The organism is Streptomyces sp. PA03-6a (assembly GCF_033792765.1).
In the GTDB taxonomy this organism is placed as follows: domain Bacteria; phylum Actinomycetota; class Actinomycetes; order Streptomycetales; family Streptomycetaceae; genus Actinacidiphila.
In genome coordinates, this window is the sequence record NZ_JARAVK010000028.1 from 1 (window position 1) to 18451 (window position 18451).

Annotated in this window: 21 protein-coding genes; 16 read left to right on the top strand and 5 right to left on the bottom strand. The window is 72.3% G+C overall.

Annotated elements, in window-relative coordinates; all coding sequences use genetic code 11:
* The first annotated feature begins 236 nt into the window (after positions 1-236).
* Genes PV350_RS09700 through PV350_RS09710 form a run of 3 tightly spaced genes read left to right on the top strand, consistent with a single transcriptional unit; the run spans position 237 to position 3124 of the window.
* Complete coding sequence (locus PV350_RS09700) at positions 237-962, top strand: lysophospholipid acyltransferase family protein (RefSeq protein ID WP_499514194.1); 726 nt, start codon at positions 237-239, stop codon at positions 960-962.
* A 50-nt stretch (positions 963-1012) separates the two neighbouring features.
* Positions 1013-1960 (top strand): NAD(P)H-dependent glycerol-3-phosphate dehydrogenase, encoded by a 948-nt coding sequence (locus PV350_RS09705; RefSeq protein ID WP_500325860.1) that lies wholly within the window; start codon positions 1013-1015, stop codon positions 1958-1960.
* A gap of 27 nt (positions 1961-1987) precedes the next feature.
* The gene (locus tag PV350_RS09710) at positions 1988-3124 is read left to right on the top strand and encodes a D-alanine--D-alanine ligase family protein (RefSeq protein ID WP_500333379.1); all 1137 of its coding nucleotides are present in this window, start codon (positions 1988-1990) and stop codon (positions 3122-3124) included.
* 34 nt (positions 3125-3158) lie between these two features.
* Here PV350_RS09710 and PV350_RS09715 read toward each other — a convergent pair whose 3' ends face one another.
* Both PV350_RS09715 and PV350_RS09720 read right to left on the bottom strand, forming a co-directional pair.
* Positions 3159-3650, bottom strand: coding sequence for a DUF3515 domain-containing protein (locus PV350_RS09715; protein WP_500333398.1), 492 nt, complete (start codon positions 3648-3650; stop codon positions 3159-3161).
* A 23-nt stretch (positions 3651-3673) separates the two neighbouring features.
* Positions 3674-3907 (bottom strand): Lrp/AsnC family transcriptional regulator, encoded by a 234-nt coding sequence (locus tag PV350_RS09720; RefSeq protein ID WP_018562083.1) that lies wholly within the window; start codon positions 3905-3907, stop codon positions 3674-3676.
* A gap of 155 nt (positions 3908-4062) precedes the next feature.
* Here PV350_RS09720 and PV350_RS09725 point away from each other — a divergent pair, with 155 nt between their 5' ends.
* Positions 4063-5022: a thiamine-monophosphate kinase gene (locus PV350_RS09725; RefSeq protein WP_499514196.1), complete on the top strand. Its 960-nt coding sequence runs from the start codon at positions 4063-4065 to the stop codon at positions 5020-5022.
* A gap of 22 nt (positions 5023-5044) precedes the next feature.
* Positions 5045-5833, top strand: a complete 789-nt coding sequence (thiD, locus tag PV350_RS09730; protein ID WP_499514197.1) for a bifunctional hydroxymethylpyrimidine kinase/phosphomethylpyrimidine kinase — start codon at positions 5045-5047, stop codon at positions 5831-5833.
* 94 nt (positions 5834-5927) lie between these two features.
* Here the strand turns inward: thiD and rpmB are convergent, their stop codons facing one another.
* The gene (rpmB, locus tag PV350_RS09735; RefSeq protein WP_014628431.1) at positions 5928-6113 is read right to left on the bottom strand and encodes a 50S ribosomal protein L28; all 186 of its coding nucleotides are present in this window, start codon (positions 6111-6113) and stop codon (positions 5928-5930) included.
* 268 nt (positions 6114-6381) lie between these two features.
* Here rpmB and PV350_RS09740 point away from each other — a divergent pair, with 268 nt between their 5' ends.
* The 10 genes from PV350_RS09740 to mutM all read left to right on the top strand — a co-directional run bounded on the left by PV350_RS09740 (position 6382) and on the right by mutM (position 15929).
* Positions 6382-8058: a DAK2 domain-containing protein gene (locus PV350_RS09740; RefSeq protein ID WP_499514198.1), complete on the top strand. Its 1677-nt coding sequence runs from the start codon at positions 6382-6384 to the stop codon at positions 8056-8058.
* 156 nt (positions 8059-8214) lie between these two features.
* Positions 8215-10413: an ATP-dependent DNA helicase RecG gene (gene recG / locus PV350_RS09745; RefSeq protein ID WP_499514199.1), complete on the top strand. Its 2199-nt coding sequence runs from the start codon at positions 8215-8217 to the stop codon at positions 10411-10413.
* A 95-nt stretch (positions 10414-10508) separates the two neighbouring features.
* The gene (locus tag PV350_RS09750) at positions 10509-11027 is read left to right on the top strand and encodes a hypothetical protein (protein WP_499514200.1); all 519 of its coding nucleotides are present in this window, start codon (positions 10509-10511) and stop codon (positions 11025-11027) included.
* Between the two features lie 70 nt (positions 11028-11097).
* Positions 11098-11679 carry a 16S rRNA (guanine(966)-N(2))-methyltransferase RsmD gene (gene rsmD, locus PV350_RS09755; protein ID WP_499514201.1) on the top strand — a complete coding sequence of 194 codons (582 nt, stop codon included), beginning with the start codon at positions 11098-11100 and terminating at the stop codon, positions 11677-11679.
* Positions 11680-11714: 35 nt separating this feature from the next.
* Positions 11715-12194 carry a pantetheine-phosphate adenylyltransferase gene (coaD, locus tag PV350_RS09760; RefSeq protein WP_499514202.1) on the top strand — a complete coding sequence of 160 codons (480 nt, stop codon included), beginning with the start codon at positions 11715-11717 and terminating at the stop codon, positions 12192-12194.
* 10 nt (positions 12195-12204) lie between these two features.
* Positions 12205-13272, top strand: coding sequence for an ATP synthase subunit B family protein (locus PV350_RS09765; RefSeq protein ID WP_500333380.1), 1068 nt, complete (start codon positions 12205-12207; stop codon positions 13270-13272).
* A gap of 178 nt (positions 13273-13450) precedes the next feature.
* Complete coding sequence (locus PV350_RS09770) at positions 13451-13990, top strand: YceD family protein (protein ID WP_500333381.1); 540 nt, start codon at positions 13451-13453, stop codon at positions 13988-13990.
* A 2-nt stretch (positions 13991-13992) separates the two neighbouring features.
* Positions 13993-14166 carry a 50S ribosomal protein L32 gene (rpmF, locus tag PV350_RS09775; RefSeq protein WP_026251550.1) on the top strand — a complete coding sequence of 58 codons (174 nt, stop codon included), beginning with the start codon at positions 13993-13995 and terminating at the stop codon, positions 14164-14166.
* A gap of 19 nt (positions 14167-14185) precedes the next feature.
* Positions 14186-14935, top strand: a complete 750-nt coding sequence (rnc, locus tag PV350_RS09780) for a ribonuclease III family protein (RefSeq protein WP_499514205.1) — start codon at positions 14186-14188, stop codon at positions 14933-14935.
* Positions 14936-15029: 94 nt separating this feature from the next.
* Entirely contained in the window at positions 15030-15929 is a 900-nt protein-coding gene (gene mutM, locus PV350_RS09785; protein ID WP_499514206.1) for a bifunctional DNA-formamidopyrimidine glycosylase/DNA-(apurinic or apyrimidinic site) lyase, read from the top strand.
* Here the strand turns inward: mutM and PV350_RS09790 are convergent.
* Complete coding sequence (locus PV350_RS09790; protein WP_499514207.1) at positions 15872-16330, bottom strand: winged helix-turn-helix transcriptional regulator; 459 nt, start codon at positions 16328-16330, stop codon at positions 15872-15874. The two genes, mutM and PV350_RS09790, sit on opposite strands and share 58 nt — an antisense overlap.
* 111 nt (positions 16331-16441) lie before the next feature.
* Here PV350_RS09790 and PV350_RS09795 point away from each other — a divergent pair, with 111 nt between their 5' ends.
* The gene (locus PV350_RS09795; RefSeq protein WP_500333382.1) at positions 16442-17320 is read left to right on the top strand and encodes a phosphotransferase; all 879 of its coding nucleotides are present in this window, start codon (positions 16442-16444) and stop codon (positions 17318-17320) included.
* A gap of 145 nt (positions 17321-17465) precedes the next feature.
* Here the strand turns inward: PV350_RS09795 and PV350_RS09800 are convergent, their stop codons facing one another.
* Positions 17466-18377: a CAP domain-containing protein gene (locus tag PV350_RS09800; RefSeq protein WP_499514209.1), complete on the bottom strand. Its 912-nt coding sequence runs from the start codon at positions 18375-18377 to the stop codon at positions 17466-17468.
* Between the last annotated feature and the right edge of the window lie 74 nt (positions 18378-18451).

Consider the following 18451-nt stretch of genomic DNA (forward strand, 5'->3'; position numbering starts at 1 on the left):
GCCCCCAACCCCCCTTCCCGGCGGCCCGCCTCCGGGTGCACGATCTCCCTGGTACGTGCCCGGGCCCCCTGGCCTCGGTGCTTCCGCCGGGGAGCACCCCGAGGGCCTTTCGCCCTGGCGTTACGGTGGCCCTACCGGCGACACTTGTGCGGCCGCACCGGCCGTACGGTGCCGCCGACCACAGCAGGCCGCGGTCCGGTGATCCCGGGTCGGCGGCGGAACGAGGAGGAGTTCTGGTGTCCCGCCGCAGAATCGGCTTCTGGTACCGGCTCGCAGCCGTCATCGCCAAACCGCCGCTTGTCGTTCTTTTCAAGCGGGACTGGCGCGGAATGGATCACATTCCGGTCGAGGGCGGATTCATCACGGCGGTCAACCACAACTCGTACCTCGACCCGCTGTCGTACGCGCATTTCCAGTACAACAGCGGCCGGGTCCCCCGCTTCCTCGCGAAGGCGCCGCTGTTCAAGCCCGCCTTCGTCGGCGCGATCCTGCGCGGCACCGGCCAGATCCCCGTCTACCGGGAGAGCACCGACGCCGCCAACGCCTTCCGGGCCGCGGTGGACGCCATCAACTCCGGCGAGTGCGTCGCCTTCTACCCGGAGGGCACGCTGACCCGCGACCCCGAGATGTGGCCGATGGTGGGCAAGACGGGCGTCGCCCGGGTCGCGCTGATGACCAAGGCCCCCGTGATCCCCGTCGCCCAGTGGGGCGCCAACGAGGTCATGCCGCCGTACGCGAAGGAGAAGAAGCTCCGCCTCTTCCCGCGCAAGACGCTGCGGGTCGTCGCCGGGCCGCCGGTGGACCTGTCGGCCTTCTACGGACAGGAGGCCAGCGTCGAGGTGCTCAAGGACGCCACCGACACCATCATGGCCGCGGTCAGCGAGCTGCTGGGCGAACTGCGCGGTCAGACCCCGCCCGCCGAGCGCTTCGACCCGCGCAAGCAGAAGGGCGGCACCAAGTGACGACGCGCTGCGCGGTCTACGGCACGGGCTCCTGGGGCACCGCCTTCGCGATGGTCCTCGCCGACGCGGGTGCCCAGGTCACCATGTGGGGGCGCCGCCCCGAGGTGATCGAGGCCGTCAACAGCACGCGCAGCAACCCGTACTACCTGCCCGGGACCGAGCTGCCGGAGTCGATCCGGGCCACCACCGACCCCGCCGAGGCCGCCCGGGACGCGGAGTTCGTGATCCTCGCCGTACCGTCGCAGACGCTGCGCGGCAACCTGGCCGAGTGGCAGTCGCTGCTGCCCCGCGACTCCGTGCTGGTCAGCCTGATGAAGGGCGTCGAACTCGGCACGGCCAAGCGGATGAGCGAGGTCATCGAGGAGGTCGCCAAGGCGGGCCCGGAGCGCGTCGCCGTGCTGTCCGGCCCCAACCTCGCCAAGGAGATCGCCGCGCGGCAGCCCGCCGCGAGCGTGGTCGCCTGCCGTGACGAGTCCGTCGCCAAGCGGCTGCAGGCCGCCAGCCACACCGCGTACTTCCGCCCGTACACCAACACCGACGTCGTCGGCTGCGAACTCGGCGGCGCGGTGAAGAACGTGATCGGCCTGGCGGTCGGCATCGCCGACGGCATGGGCCTGGGCGACAACACCAAGGGCTCGCTGATCACCCGCGGACTGGCGGAGACCACCCGGCTCGGCATCGCGCTCGGCGCCGACCCGCTGACCTTCTCCGGCCTGGCGGGTCTGGGCGACCTGGTCGCGACCTGCTCCTCGCCGTTGTCGCGCAACCACACCTTCGGCTTCAACCTGGGCAAGGGCATGACGCTGGAGGAGACCATCGCGGTCACCCGGCAGACCGCCGAGGGCGTCAAGTCCTGCGAGTCGGTGCTCGACCTGGCGCGCCGGCACGGCGTCGACATGCCCATCACCGAGACCGTCGTCGACATCGTGCACAACGGGAAGCAGCCCGTCGTCGCGGTCAAGGAGCTGATGTCGCGCTCCGCGAAGTCGGAACGCTGACGTCCGGAACGGTAAGGTCAACGCGACATGAGCATTCAGCCTTCTTCCCGCAAGCCGCGCGTCGCCGTCGTCTTCGGCGGACGCAGCTCCGAGCACGCCATCTCGGTCGTCACCGCAGGCGCGGTGCTGAGCGCGATCGACCGCGACAAGTACGACGTGCTGCCGATCGGCATCACCACCGACGGCCGTTGGGCGCTCACCGCCGACGACCCGTCCCGGATGGCGATCGCCGACCGCACGCTGCCCAGCGTCGCGCAGCTCACCGAGTCCTCCGACGGCACGGTGCTGCTGCCGGTGGACCCGGCCAGCCGTGAGGTCGTCTACAGCGAGCCCGGCTCGGTGCCCAAGGTCCTGGGCGACGTCGACGTCGTCTTCCCCATGCTGCACGGCCCGTACGGAGAGGACGGCACCCTCCAGGGCCTGCTGGAGCTCTCCGGCGTGCCCTACGTCGGCTCCGGAGTGCTCTCCTCGGCCGTGGGCATGGACAAGGAGTACATGAAGCGGGTCTTCACCTCCTTCGGCCTGCCCGTCGGCCCGTACGTCGTGATCCGCCCGCGCGAGTGGGAGAACGACCCGGCCGCGGCCCGCAAGAAGGTCGTGGACTTCGCCGCCGACCACGGCTGGCCGGTCTTCGTCAAGCCCGCCCGTGCCGGGTCCTCCATGGGCATCAGCAAGGTGGACGACCTCGCCGGCCTGGACGAGGCGATCGAGGAGGCCCGCCGGCACGACCCCAAGGTGCTCGTGGAGTCGCTGCTGCGGGGCCGCGAGATCGAATGCGGCGTCCTGGAGTTCGAGGACGGCCCGCGCGCCTCGGTCCCCGCGGAGATCCCCCCGGTCACCGCGCACGACTTCTACGACTTCGAGGCGAAGTACATCGACTCCGCCGAGGGCGTCGTCCCCGCGCCGCTGACCGCGGAGCAGACCGCGCAGGTGCAGCGGCTCGCCGTGGCCGCCTTCGACGCGGCCTCCTGCGAGGGCCTGGTCCGCGCGGACTTCTTCCTGCAGGACGACGGCGAGTTCGTGATCAACGAGATCAACACGATGCCCGGCTTCACGCCGATCTCCATGTACCCGCGCATGTGGCAGGAGAGCGGCGTCGGCTACGCGGAACTGGTGGACCGGCTGATCCAGGCCGCGCTGCGGCGCTCCACCGGCCTGCGCTGAGCCGCGAGCAGCCGGGAGCGGTCCGCCGGACCCTTCAGAGTTCGGAGGGGATCGTCGTCTCCACGGCGCGTCCGAGGTCGGTCAGCGGATCGACCTCGGGCGCGTAATCGGCCGGCACCGTCACCTCGACGAAGGTCCTGCGGCCCGTCGTCGTGAAGCGGTAGCCGTCGTCGGTCTTCTCGATGAGCCAGCTCACGCCGTTGACCTCCACCGCGTCCGCGGTGGGGTTGTACGCCGCGCTGCCCGGGGTCAGCATCTCGGGTCGCGGCACGCCGCAGCGCAGCACCACCGTAGGATCCCCCCATCCGGCGGTGAGGTCGGAGACCGGGCTCACCGACCGCTTCGACAGACCGTCGACCTTCGGCGGCAGCGCGTCGTGGAGGGCGCCGCACATCCGGGCGGCGGAGGCGGAGGGCGACGGGACGGCGACCCCGCCCGCGGCACCGCCGGAAGCGGAAATCCAGACCGCCGCCGCGGACGAGCACGCGACGGCGGACAGGGAGACGAGCGCGACCCGGCGGTACATCACCCGCCGAGCCTACAGGGGGCCTACAGATGGACGACCGGACAGGTCAGGGTGCGGGTGATGCCCTCCACCTGCTGCACCTTCGCCACCACGAGGCGCCCCAGGTCGTCGACCGTGTCGGCCTGGGCACGCACGATCACGTCGTACGGACCGGTGACGTCCTCGGCCTGGATGACCCCGGAAATCTTGGAGATCACCTCCGCTACTGCCGAGGCCTTCCCGACCTCGGTCTGGATCAGAATGTACGCCTGTACCACGGAACCTCCAGGGCGGCTACGAGGATCATGTGGGAGGGAACGTCACGGTACCGCGTCGCCGCATGCCGCGGGGAGACCCGCGCGGTACCGGCCGTGCCGAAGCCGTCGCGCAAGCGCACACAGAAGGGGACCGGCCAGGTGAAGGGGACAGTCAGATGAAGGGCACCGTGGGCGAACTGGGGGAGTTCGGGCTCATCAGGGAGTTGACCGCCCGGCTCACCTCCAGCCCCGCCGTCCGGCTCGGACCGGGTGACGACGCCGCCGTGGTCGCCGCCCCGGACCGGCGGGTGGTGGCCACCACCGACGCGCTGGTGGAGGGGCGGCACTTCCGCCGCGACTGGTCCACCGCCTACGACGTGGGCCGCAAGGCCGCCGCGCAGAACCTCGCCGACATCGCCGCCATGGGTGCCGTCCCGACCGCGGTGCTGCTCGCCCTGGTCGTCCCGGCCGACCTGCCGGTGACCTGGCCGGTCGAGCTGATGGACGGCATCCGGGACGAGTGCCAGGTGGCCGGCGCGGCCGTGGTCGGCGGCGACGTCGTCCGCGGTGACACGATCATGGTCTCCATCACCGCACTGGGTGACCTGCGCGACCGCGAACCCGTCACCCGATCCGGTGCCCGCCCCGGCGACGTCGTCGCCGTCACCGGCTGGCTGGGCTGGTCCGCGGCGGGACTCGCCGTCCTCTCCCGGGGATTCCGCTCGCCGCGGGCCTTCGTCGAGGCCCACCGCCGTCCCGAACCGCCGTACCACGCCGGTCCCGCCGCCGCGGAACTCGGCGCGACGGCCATGACCGACGTGAGCGACGGGCTCGTCGCCGACCTCGGCCACATCGCCGCCGCCAGTGGCGTCGCCATAGACCTGTCCTCCGCCGACATCGACATCCCCGCGCAGATGGCCGACATCGGCCAGGCCGTCGGGGTCGACCCGCTGCACTGGGTGCTGACCGGGGGAGAGGACCACGCGATAGTCGCCGCCTTCCCCCCGGACACGAAGCTGCCCGCCCGCTGGCGGGTCATCGGCCGGGTGGTGAAGGCCACCACGGCACCCCAGGTCACCGTGGACGGCGCCCCCTGGGACAAGGCGGGCGGCTGGGACCACTTCGGATCCGAGTAGCGACGGCGACTAGATTCGCCGTATGACGATCCCACCGCGTGTGCTCACCGTCGCCGGCTCCGACTCCGGCGGCGGCGCGGGCATCCAGGCCGACCTGAAGACCATGCTCGCCCTCGGCGTCCACGGGATGAGCGTGGTCACGGCCGTCACGGCGCAGAACTCACTGGGCGTCCAGGGCGCCTGGGACCTGCCGGTGGACGCCGTACGGGCCCAGTTCCGCAGCGTCGTGGACGACATCGGCGTCCAGGCCGTCAAGACCGGGATGCTCTCCTCGGCGGAACTCGTCACCGCCGTCGCCGAACTCCTCGCCCCGCTCGACGTCCCCGTGGTCGTCGACCCCGTCGGCGTCTCCAAGCACGGCGACCCGCTGCTCGCCGCCGACGCCGTCGACGTCGTACGGACCCGCCTGCTGCCGCTCGCCACCGTCGCCACCCCCAACCTGGACGAGGTGCGCCAGATCACAGGAGTCGTCGTGGACGGCGAGCCCGCCATGCGCGAGGCCGCGGCGGCCGTCCTCAAGTGCGGCCCCCGCTGGGTCCTGATCAAGGGCGGCCACCTCAGCGGCGCCGCCGTCGACCTGCTCACCGACGGCAGCCGCGAGCACTGGCTGCGCGCCACGCGCCACGACAACCGGCACACCCACGGCACCGGCTGCACCCTGGCGTCCGCCGTCGCCTCGTTCCTGGCACTGGGCCTGGACGTCCCCGAGGCGGCCCACGCCGCCAAGGAGTACGTCACCGGCGCCATCGCGGCGGGCTTCCCCCTGGGCGGCGGCATCGGCCCCGTGGACCACGCCTGGCGGCAGCGCTGAGGTGAACCGGCGGGAGGGCACAGCAGAAAGCCGGTCCACCACGAGGGTGGACCGGCTCCGGTAGCCGCAAGGCTGCGCTACGACGTCCTATGCGTCAGCGCGCGACCTTGCCGGCCTTGATGCACGAGGTGCAGACGTTGAGGCGCTTCGGCGTCCGACCGACCACAGCACGCACCGTCTGGATGTTGGGGTTCCAACGACGGCGAGTACGGCGGTGCGAGTGCGAGATGTTGTTGCCGAAGCCCGGCCCCTTGCCGCAGACGTCGCAGTTGGCAGCCACGGGTCACTCCAAAGACTTCAGATGCACTAACGGATAAATCCCGGCGGCATCCGGCATCCGTCAAAATGATTGAAGGAAGACCAGTGATGCCGAGGGACGGCCCGGGACAGCCCCAGGCAACCGGAGCAGCATACTACGTCCGCTCCTGTCCCTCGAAATTACCATGGTCAGCGGTACGGGCGGTCGCCCGGAGGGCCCCGGCGCTCAGTACGCTGCGTGCGGACACCTCCCCACCCCAGGTCCCCGGCCGCCCCCGCAGGAGGAACACGTGCCGCCGACGCTCGACCCTCCCGCGGTGCGCGCATGGTGCCGGCTGTCCCTCCAGGCGCTCGGGCGGGCACGCGAGGAGATCGACGCGATCAACGTCTACCCCGTCGCCGACGGGGACACCGGCACGAACCTGTTCCTGACCGTGGAGTCCGCCGCCCAGTCCGTGGACGCCGTCTTCGAGGGCCACGCCGCCTCGGGCGGCGTCCCGGACCTCACCTCGTGCCTGCGCTCCATGGCGCACGGCGCGCTCATAGGAGCACGCGGCAACTCCGGGACGATCCTCGCCCAACTGCTGCGCGGCATGGCCGAGGTCCTCGCCGAGGACGCCGGAGACCTGCGGCCGGCGCTGCGCCGGGCCGCGGAGTCCGCCTACCAGGCCGTCGCGCATCCGGTCGAGGGCACGATGCTCACCGTCGCCACGGCCGCCGCGGAGGCGGCCGCCGCCGTGACCGGCGACGTCCACGAGGTCTCCCGGGCCGCGTACGAGGCCGCCCGCCTCGCGCTGGCGGCAACTCCTCGGCAGCTGGCCGTCCTCGGCGACGCCGGTGTCGTCGACGCCGGCGGCCGCGGCCTCGTCGCCGTCCTGGGCGCCCTCGCGGACGCGGTCTCCGGACAGGCCCCGATGGGCCCGCTCGACGACGCCCTGCGGGTGCCGTTGCCCAGGGGCGCGTCCCAGGTCGTGCCCTACGGCTGCGCCACGACCGGCGGGGACGGCGCGGACCCGCACGCGGTGCCCGGCGGGCCGGACTTCGAGGTCATCTACCTCCTGGAGGCACCCGACCGCGCCGTCCCCGCGCTGCGCACCCGGCTGGACCGGCTCGGCGACTCCCTCGTCGTCGTCGGCGGGGACGGACTGTGGAACGTCCACGTCCACGTCGACGACGTGGGCGCCGCCATCGAGGCCGGGATCGAGGCGGGACGGCCGTACCGCATCAAGGTGACGCACTTCGGCGACCAGGCCCGCGCGCTCGAGCAGGGCCGCCGAGGGGCCACCGGCGGGCGGGGCGAGCGCACGCTCCGGGCCGTCGTCGCCGTGGTGCGCGGTGACGGCCTCGCCGAGCTGTGCGCCCAGGCCGGGGCCACCGTGGTCGCCGTACGGCCAGGGGAGCCGCCCGCGAGCGGCGACATCGCGGAGGCCATCCGCCGCGCACACGCCCGCGAGGTCGTCCTGCTGCCCAACGACGTCGAACTGCGGCACGCGGTGGGCGCCGCGGCCGAACAGGCGCGCACGGAGGGCGTCCGCGTGGCGCTCATCCCCACCCGGTCCGCGGTGCAGGGCATCGCCGCCCTCGCCGTCCACGAGCCCACCCGGCGCTTCGACGAGGACGTCGTCGCCATGACCTCCGCGGCCGGCGCCACGCGCTACGCCGAGCTCGCCGTCGCGGAGGCCCAGTCCTGGACCATGGCCGGCGTCTGCCAGGCCGGGGACGTCCTCGGCCTCATCGACGGGGACGTCGCGGTGATCGGCGGCAACCTCGTCGAGACCGGGATCATCGTCCTGGACCGCATGCTCGCCGCGGGCGGGGAGATGGTCACGCTCGTCATCGGGTCCGACGCGCCCGCGGACCTGGCGGACCGGCTCGAGGCGCACGTCCGTGACAGCCACCTCGCGGTCGACACGGTCGTCTACGACGGCGGCCAGGAAACGTGCCCCCTCCTCATCGGCGTCGAGTAGCCGACCCCGCGTCGCCGCGTGCGGCGCCGTTGCGTGTTGCGGTTGGGGGTTTCCCCGCCGCAGGCGCAAACAACCGGCACACAAACACCCGGGCAGCCCGGCGCAGCCGCCGCCCCCCGGGCCGCAACACAAACTTTGTCGGCCCCGTGCGCAAAGATGGACGCGATGTCTGCTGCCCTTGACGAACCGCTCGCAAAATCCGTCGGCGGCCGCACCGCAAAGGTGTTCGCCGACCACCTCGACCTGCGCACCGTCGGCGACCTGCTGCACCACTACCCACGCCGCTACGCGGAACGCGGCGAGCTGACGCGCCTGTCCGACCTCCCGCTGGACGAACACGTCACCGTCGTCGCGCGCGTCGCCAAGGCGACGAAGAAGACCTACGGCCCGGGCAAGTCGCGCCTCGAGGTGGTCGTCACGGACGGCAGCGGCTCGCTGACCCTGGTCTTCTTCGGCCGGGGGGTGTTCAAGCCGGAGCACGACCTCCTCCCGGGCCGCCGCGGCATGTTCGCCGGCAAGGTGTCGGTGTTCAACCGGGCCCTGCAGCTGGCGCACCCCGAGTACCAGTTGCTGGACGCCGAGGACGGCAAGGAGGCCGTGGACGCCTTCGCCGGCCGGCTGATCCCGATCTACCCGGCGTGCAAGCAGGTCAACTCGTGGACGATCGCGAAGACCGTGGACACCGTGCTGACCTCCCTCGGCGCCACGCAGTGGTCCGGCACGGGCGAGCCGCTGCCCGCCGCGCTGCGGGAGTCGCGCGGGCTCGTGGCGCTGCCGGAGGCGCTGGAGAAGATCCACCGCCCGCGGTCCAAGGCCGACATCATGATCGCCAAGGAGCGCCTGAAGTGGGACGAGGCGTTCGTTTTGCAGGTGGCCCTCGCGCGGCGCCGGGCGGCGGACGACGCGCTGCCCGCCGTGCCGCGCGTGCCGGCCGAGGACGGTCTGCTGAAGGCCTTCGACGCGCGGCTGCCGTTCACGCTCACCGAGGGCCAGGAGCAGGTGTCGGCCGAGATCTTCGCGGACCTGGCGACGGACCACCCGATGCACCGGCTGCTCCAGGGCGAGGTGGGTTCCGGCAAGACGATGGTGGCGCTGCGCGCCATGCTCGGCGTGGTCGACACCGGAGGCCAGGCCGCGATGCTGGCGCCGACGGAGGTGCTGGCGCAGCAGCACCACCGGTCGATCACGGAGATGATGGGCGACCTCGCCGAGGGCGGCATGCTCGGCGGCTCGGACCTGGGCACGAAGGTCGTGCTGCTGACCGGTTCCATGGGGGCCGCCGCCCGCCGCCAGGCGCTGCTGGACCTGGTGACCGGCGAGGCCGGGATCGTCGTGGGCACGCACGCGCTGATCGAGGACAAGGTGGGGTTCCACGACCTGGGGCTGGTTGTGGTCGACGAGCAGCACCGCTTCGGTGTCGAGCAGCGCGACGCGCTGCGGGGCAAGGCCAAGCAGCCGCCGCACCTGCTGGTGATGACGGCGACGCCGATCCCGCGCACCGTCGCGATGACGGTCTTCGGCGACCTGGAGACCTCCGTGCTGGACCAGTTGCCGGCCGGCCGTTCGCCGATCGCCACGCACGTCGTGCCGGCGAAGGACAAGCCGCACTTCCTGTCGCGCGCCTGGGAGCGGGTGCGCGAGGAGGTCGAGAACGGGCACCAGGCGTACGTGGTGTGCCCGCGGATCGGTGACGAGGAGCCGGACCCGAAGAAGAAGTCCGCGGAGGACGAGGCGGAGCGGCGGCCGCCGCTGGCGGTGCTGGAGATCGCCGAGCAGCTGGTCAAGGGGCCGCTGGCGGGGCTGCGTGTGGAGGTGCTGCACGGGCGGATGCAGGCGGAGGCGAAGGACGACGTGATGCGCCGCTTCGCCGCCGGCGAGGTCGACGTGCTGGTGGCGACCACGGTGATCGAGGTCGGCGTCAACGTGCCGAACGCCACCGCCATGGTGATCATGGACGCGGACCGCTTCGGCGTCTCGCAGCTGCACCAGTTGCGAGGCCGGGTCGGGCGTGGTGCGGCGGCCGGTCTGTGCCTGCTGGTGTCCGAGATGCCGGAGGCGACCTCGGCCCGCGCCCGGCTCGACGCCGTGGCCGGGACGCTGGACGGCTTCGAGCTGTCCCGTATCGACCTGGAACAGCGGCGTGAGGGCGACGTCCTCGGGCAGGCCCAGTCCGGCACGCGTTCGTCGCTGCGCATGCTGACGGTGATCGACGACGAGGACGTGATCGCGGCGGCCCGGGAGGAGGCCACCTCGCTGGTCGCCGCGGACCCCGGACTGGAGGGTCAGCCGGACCTGCGCAGCGCGCTGGAGAGCCTGGTCGACGCGGACCGCGAGCAGTACCTCGACAAGGGCTGACGGACCGTCATTGTCAGTGCCCCCTGGGAGAATGGACACAGTCCGCGCCGATCCGCTCGGGAATAGGCGTAGTTGGACCTTTGGGGGCTGATTTCATGTCGTTCCGTCATCTCAACGAACTGCCGCTCGGTGAGAAGGTCTTCCGGATCGAGCTCTCCAGCGACGACGACACCACCGTCACCCTGACCCTGGCCGGCTGGTCCGAGGACGACCCGGACACCCTCCTCGCCTCCGGCACGCTCACGCTGCCGCTGACCGACGTCCCGTCCCTGCGCATCGCCCTCAACCGCGCCCTGCGGGCCCTCGCCCTCGTGGCCGACGTCGCCGAGCCCATACCCGACCGCGACGTGCTGCGCGAGCTGTTCCCGGGGCACGGCGCGCCCTGGGTGCCGCAGCACGAGGAGGAGCTGGTCCGCCGGTTCCACGACGGCGAGTCCATCGCCCGCGTGGCCGCGCGCTTCGGCCGCACGCCCGACTCCGTCCGGACGAAGCTGCGTGAGCTCGGTCACGACCCGCGCCGCCCCGAGCACTGCCCGCCCGACGGCTGCCTGTCCTGGTCGCGCTACGCCTCGCCGGCGCTCGTCGGGGCGGTGGAGGAGCAGGGCCGGGACTGACCTACGTATCGTGGGGGAGCGGCGCCGCGACGGCGCCGTTCCCCCCGCCCACGAGACGAATGAGCCGCAGATGACCCGCGTGATCGCCGGAGCCGCCGGTGGCCGCCGCCTGGCCGTGCCGCCGGGCAACGGAACCCGACCCACCTCGGACCGGGCGAAGGAGGGGCTGTTCTCCACCTGGGAGTCGCTGCGCGGCGTTCTGCACGGGGCGCGGGTCATCGACCTGTACGGGGGATCGGGCGCCGTCGGCCTGGAGGCGCTCTCACGCGGCGCGGCGCACGTGCTGCTGGTCGAGTCCGACCCCCGCGCCGCCCGCGTCATCCGGGAGAACGTCCGCGTCCTCGGGCTGCCCGGCGCCGAGGTGCGGGCCGGCAAGGCCGAGAAGGTGGTCGCGGGACCGTCTCCGGCGGACCCGTACGACCTGGTGTTCCTGGACCCGCCGTACGCCGTCACCGACGACGAGCTGCGCGAGATCCTGCTCACACTCCGTACGCAGGGCTGGCTCGACGCGGACGCCGTCGCCACCGTGGAGAGGAGCACCCGAGGCGGGGAATTCCGCTGGCCCGAGGGGTACGAAGGGATCAGGGCCCGGCGGTACGGCGAAGGGACGCTTTGGTACGGTCGCGCCGCCGACGTCACCGACGCGTCATGAACCACCCGCAGAACCCTCAGAGCGAGGAGTCACCGTTGCGCCGCGCAGTCTGTCCGGGGTCCTTCGACCCCGTCACCAATGGACACCTCGACATCATCGCCCGAGCCTCGCGCCTGTACGACGAGGTCTACGTGGCCGTGATGATCAACAAGTCGAAGAAGGGCCTCTTCTCGATCGAGGAGCGCATCGCCCTCATCGAGGAGGTCACCGCCGGGTACGGCAACGTGCGCGTGGAGGCCTTCCACGGCCTGCTGGTGGACTTCTGCAAGCAGCGCGACATCCCCGCCATCGTGAAGGGCCTGCGCGCGGTCAGCGACTTCGACTACGAGCTGCAGATGGCCCAGATGAACAACGGGCTGTCCGGCGTGGAGACCCTTTTCGTCCCCACCAACCCCACCTACAGCTTCCTGTCCTCCAGCCTCGTCAAGGAGGTGGCGCAATGGGGCGGCGACGTCGCGCACTTGCTGCCCCCCGTCGTGCTGGAGGCCCTCAAGAAGAAGCTCGCGCAGCAGTAGAGTCTGGAAGGTGGACGTCCAGAAGAAGCTCGACGAGATCGTGGCCGCCGTGGAGGCCGCCCGGTCCATGCCGATGTCGGCCTCCTGCGTGGTCAACCGTGCCGAGTTGCTCGCCATGCTCGAAGACGTACGGTCGGCGCTGCCCGACTCGCTCTCCCAGGCCCAGCAGTTGCTGGGCGGGCGGGAGCAGATGGTCGAGGAGGCCCGGGCCGAGGCCGGCCGGATCATCGGCGCCGCGCACGCGGAACGGGGTTCGCTGATCTCCGACACCGAGATCGCCCGCCGCTCGCAGCAGGAGGCCGAGCGCATCGTCACGGAGGCGCAACGCGAGGCCACCGAGATCCGGGCCGAGGCCGACGACTACGTCGACAGCAAGCTCGCCAACTTCGAGGTCGTGCTGACCAAGACCATCGGCTCGGTGGACCGCGGCCGCGAGAAGCTGCTGGGCCACGGCCCGGCCCTCGACGAGAACGGCTACCCATACGCGGACGAGGACGACGCGCCGGAGCGCAGCGGCGACCCCGAGACGCTGCGCCGCCGCGCGGACGAGTACGTGGACGCCAAGCTGGGCGCCTTCGAGGCGGTGCTCAGCAAGACCCTGGAGGCCGTCGGACGGGGCCGCCTGAAGCTGACCGGCCACCGCCCCATGGACGAGCTGGGCGCCCACGACGCGGACTCCGAGGGCCAGGTCCCCGGGCAGTCCGACGCCGAGTACCTCGCGGGCCTGGCCGCCCCCGTGGCCCCCGGCGACTACCAGTACGACCCGAACGCGGTCCAGCAGCCCGACTACGGCTACCAGCAGCCGGACCCGTACCAGCAGCAGGTCCAGCAGCCGGACCCGTACCAGCAGCAGGGCCAGTACGCCGACCCGTACGCCGCCCAGCCGCAGCAGGCCTACTACGACCCGAACTACGGCTGGCAGCAGCCGCAGCAGACCGGTTACGAGCAGCAGCAGTACATCCCGCAGCAGCACCAGCAGGGTCAGGGCGCGGCGCTGGACGAGACGAGCTTCTTCGACACCAGCATGATCGACCTGAACCGGCTGCGTGAGCTGGAGCAGGAGCGCGGTTTGGGCTGAGCCCGGGGGACCGGTATCCTGATCCCTCAGCCGTGTGATCCCCGGCGCTTTGGCGTGCCCGCCGTCGTGACGACGGGCACGCGCCGAACCGAAGAAAGCAGGAGCCCTGAACACCCGCCTCGACCACCGCAACCCGCTCGTGTTCGACACGCACGAGCTGGGTCGTCGTCCTGGGGCGATGAAGAAGGTCTCCCGCTCGGTGCCGGCCCCCAAGGACATGGGCATCGAGGTCATCGGTGTCCGCGAGGGCACGGAGATCGAGCTGGACCTCCGCCTGGAGTCGGTGATGGAGGGGGTGCTCGTCACGGGCACCGTCCGTGCACCGCTCTCGGGGGAGTGCGTAAGGTGTCTGGAGCCGCTCGAGCGCGAGCTCGAGACGGAGTTCCAGGAGTTGTACTCCTACCCCGACGCCGACACCCGGACCGGTGGGCACCACGGTGCCGCCGACGCCGGTGACGACGCCGAGGAGGAGGACACTCTCTTCCTCGAGGGCGACTTGTTCGACCTCGAGCCCGTGCTGCGCGACGCGGTGGTTCTCGAACTGCCGCTGCAGCCGGTGTGCCAGGACGACTGTCCCGGTCTGTGCTCCGATTGCGGGGCGCGGCTGGCGGACGACCCGGACCACCACCACGAGGTCACCGACATCCGTTGGGCGGCCCTGCAGGAAATCCAGCTGAGCGGTGCCGAGGACGGCGCCGACGAGAACCAGGAGAAGTAGCCGTGGCTGTTCCCAAGCGGAAGATGTCGCGCAGCAACACGCGCCACCGCCGTTCGCAGTGGAAGGCTGCGCCCGTGAGCCTGGTGGCGTGCGAGCGCTGCCACGAGCCGAAGCAGCAGCACATCGCGTGCCCGAGCTGCGGCACCTACAACCGTCGTCAGGTCCTCGAGGTCTGATCGGCGGGTGAGGGGCTCCATGTCGTCAGACGGCGCAACGTCGACGGACGCCGGTAAGGCAGCCTCGTCCCCCGCGGTTCTGGAAGGGCGGCTCGGGTACACACTCGAACCCGCCCTTCTGGTGCGTGCGCTGACCCATCGCTCGTACGCGTACGAGAACGGCGGTCTGCCCACCAACGAGCGCCTGGAGTTCCTCGGGGACTCCGTGCTCGGCCTGGTGGTCACGGACACGCTCTACCGCACCCACCCGGACCTCCCGGAGGGCACGCTCGCCAAACTGCGGGCCGCGGTGGTCAACTCCCGAGCCCTGGCCGACGTCGGCCGTGGCCTCGACCTGGGCAGCTTCGTCCGCCTCGGCCGGGGCGAGGAGGGCACGGGAGGCCGGGACAAGGCGTCGATCCTCGCGGACACCCTCGAGGCGGTGATCGGGGCGGTCTACCTGGACCAGGGCCTGGACGCCGCGTCGGAGCTGGTGCACCGGCTCTTCGATCCACTGATCGAGAAGTCCTCCAACCTCGGGGCGGGACTGGACTGGAAGACCAGCCTCCAGGAACTCACCGCGGGCGAGGGCCTCGGTGTCCCGGAGTACGTGGTCTCCGAGACCGGACCGGACCACGAGAAGACCTTCACGGCTGCCGCCCGCGTCGGTGGTGTCGAGTACGGCACCGGCACCGGCCGCAGCAAGAAGGAAGCAGAGCAGCAGGCCGCCGAGGCCGCTTGGCGCGGGATCCGCGCCAAGCGCGACGCGAACGGCACTGTCGCGAGCTGAACCCGTCAGGCCCGTCCGGCCGGCCCCCGAGGCCGACCGGGCGGGCCTTCCGGTTCCCCGGACGGGGAACCGCCTTCCGAGAGGAGCGCACCGCGTGCCGGAGCTGCCCGAGGTCGAAGTCGTACGCCGCGGTCTGGACCGCTGGGTCAGCGGCCGCACCGTCGCCCGGGCCGAGGTGCTGCACGCCCGGGCCGTGCGCCGCCACCTCGCCGGCGGCGCGGACTTCGCCGACCGGCTGGAGGCGCAGACCTTCGGTCCCGCCCTGCGCCGCGGCAAGTACCTGTGGCTGCCGCTCCAGGACTCCCCGCTCGCGCTCCTCGGACACCTCGGCATGAGCGGCCAGCTGCTCGTCCAGCCCGAGGACGCGCCCGCCGAGACCCACCTGCGGATCCGGATCCGCTTCGAGGACGACCTCGGCACGGAGCTGCGTTTCGTCGACCAGCGCACCTTCGGCGGCCTGTCGCTGCACGAGTGCGTGCCCGGCGACCCCGAGCGGCTGCCGGTCCCCCTGTCGCACATCGCCCGCGACCCGCTCGACCCCCGCTTCGACGACGCGGCCTTCCACACCGCGCTGCGCCGCCGCCGCACCACGATCAAGCGGGCGCTGCTCGACCAGTCGCTGATCAGCGGGGTCGGCAACATCTACGCGGACGAGGCGCTGTGGCGCACCAGGCTGCACTACGAGCGGCCGACCGCGACCCTGACCCGGCCGGTCACCACCGAACTGCTCACCCACATCCGCGAGGTCATGACCGACGCCCTCGCCGCCGGCGGCACGAGCTTCGACAGCCTGTACGTCAACGTCAACGGGGAGTCCGGCTACTTCGACCGCTCCCTGGACGCCTACGGCCGCGAGGACGAGCCCTGCCGCCGCTGCGGCACCCCGATCCGCCGCCGTCCCTGGATGAACCGGTCGAGCTACTTCTGCCCGCGCTGTCAGCGACCGCCGCGCGGGCCGGGCGGCACGTCCGCCGTCATCGTCCGCCCGTCGTAGCGCCGCTGCGCCGCCAGCACCTCCGGCATCCGCGACTCCACGAGGCCGATCAGGGCGAGCAGCCGCTCGGCCGTGTCCCGGCCCAGCGGTGTGAGGCTGTAGTCGACCCGCGGCGGGTTGGTGGGCCGCGCCTCGCGGTGCACCAGCCCGTCCCGTTCCAGCGCGTGCAGGGTCTGGGAGAGCATCTTCTCGCTCACTCCGTCGACGCGGCGGCGCAGCTCGTTGAACCGCAGTGCCCCGTGGACCAGCGCGCCCAGCGTCAGCGAGCCCCAGCGGCCGGTCACGTGTTCCAGCGTGGGGCGCGACGGGCACGAGCGGGCGAACACGTCGAACTCCGGGTTCGCCGCCCCGGCACCACCGCTGCCGCCGGTGGCGTCGCCGGCCCGTACGGACGTCTCCATGGGCGTGAGCGTACTCGTCCACAGCGCCACCCGTGGGGTTGCGCTTCCCCTCGGTGAGTTACGGCCCCGAACCCCCGGCGTGGCCGGGGCCGTACGGCGCACAATGGGCGGATGCTTCCCGACGGCCCGCCCGCTCCGCCCGCCCCTGCCGCCACCTACGCCGAGACCGCCGAGCCGCAGCCGGAGATCCCCCTGATCGGCGGTGACGTGACCGAGGGCGTCGTCCGCGTCGGCGACACCGTCCGCCGTCCGACCGGCGCCCACAGCCCGCTGGTGCACGCCCTGCTCCGTCACCTGGAGGACGTCGGTTTCCCCGGCGCGCCGCGCCTCCTCGGCATCGATGCCGCCGGCCGGGAGGTGCTGACCTACGTGGCGGGGGAGGTCTCCGGACGGCCGCGGCCGTCCTGGATCGCCGACGAGGACCGCCTCGTCTCGGTCGGCCGCCTGGTCCGCGCCTACGACGACGCGGTAGCCGGCTTCAGCCCACCCAGCGGCGTCCAGGCCCCTGCCGGTCCCGCCCCGCACCCGGACATGCCTCCCGCGCCCGCGCATCCCGCCGAGGTGATCGGGCACATGGACTTCACGCCCGACAACATCGTCTTCCGGGCCGGCCGGGCCGCCGCGCTCATCGACTTCGACCTGGCCAGGCCGGTTCCCAGGGTCGAGGAGATCCACAACGCGATGCTCTACTGGGCCCCCATCGGCGACCCCGCCGACGCCGACCCCCACCTGCGCGACGTGGACGCCCCCCGCCGCTGCCGCCTCCTCGCCGACGCGTACGGCATGTCCGGCAGGGACCGCGGCCGCTTGCTGGAGGTCGCCGTGCTCCGCACCCGCCGCGCGTGGTTCTCCATGAAGCGGATGGCCGAGACCGAGGGCGGCGGCTGGGCCCGCATGTGGCACGAGGGGGTCGGCGACCAGATCAAACGCCGCGAGGCCTGGCTGGAACGCCACGGCTTCTCGATCGAGGCGGCACTCACCGCTCCATAGGGCACGACGCACACCGCGCCCGAATCCCGGGCGCCATCTGCTCCGGGAGGCTGCCGGGCCGTCCTCCGGCGGCGTCTCCTTCTCGACCACGCCCACCTGTACGTGCCCGGAGCCGTCGGCGCTCAACGGAGCGCCGACGGCCGGCTCAGTAGCCGAAGTCCTGCGTCCACCAGGGGCCGCCGTCGCCGAAGACGGCGCCGACACCGATCGTCTTGTAGTCGCAGTTGAGGATGTTGGCGCGGTGCCCCTCGCTGTTCATCCAGGCGTCCATGACCTCCTGGGCCGTGGCCTGGCCGCGGGCGATGTTCTCGCCGCCGAGGTCCTTGACGCCGGCCTGCGCGGCGCGGTCCCAGGGGTCGTCGCCGTCGGGGTCGGTGTGGTCGAAGAAGGCCCGGGCGGCCATGTCGGCGCTGAAGTCGGAGGCGAGCTCGGAGAGCTTCTTGTTGTCGCGCAGCGGCTGGCAGCCGGCGGTGGCGCGGACGGTGTTCACCAGGGCGAGGACGGAGACCTCGGCGACGCTCTGGTCGCCGTCCTGCGCCTCGTCGCCGCCGCCCGGCACGAGGGTGGCCGCGGGCGGAGAGGGGACGGTGGCCGGCGCGGAGGACGCGGAGGGCTGCGGAGCGGTGGGGGTCGCGGCGCCGTCGTCCGGGGCGGAAGTGGAGGCGGAGGGGGTCGGCGTCGCGGTGGTCGCCGGTGCCGACGGGGCGGCGGGGGGCGCGGTTGTACGGGCGTTGCCGCGGCTGGCGGGTGCGGAGGTGTCCCGGTCGGCGGGGATGGCGCCGACGTCCTGGGGGCTCGCGGTGTTCGGCAGCCCGGCGGCCTGGACCTGGCCGGGAGCGTCGTCGTGGTACGAGAACCCGCCGGAGCCGTCCGGCGAGGGCAGCAGCCCGCTGGAGACGCCGATCGCACCCACGGCCAGCGCGGCGGACGAGGCCAGCAGCCCGGTCCGCACCGGGTTCTGCTTGCGCCGCCGGGCCCTGCTGCTCTGCCCGCGGTGGCGCGGCGCCTCCTCCGAGAACGGCGCCGGCTCAAAGGCTTTACGGCTGTGGCGGCCCATCCGGTGCAGTCCTTTATGTCGACGGTGTTCACCCGAACGGGTGAGTCCTGTTGCGGCGCGACTGTACCGAAAGA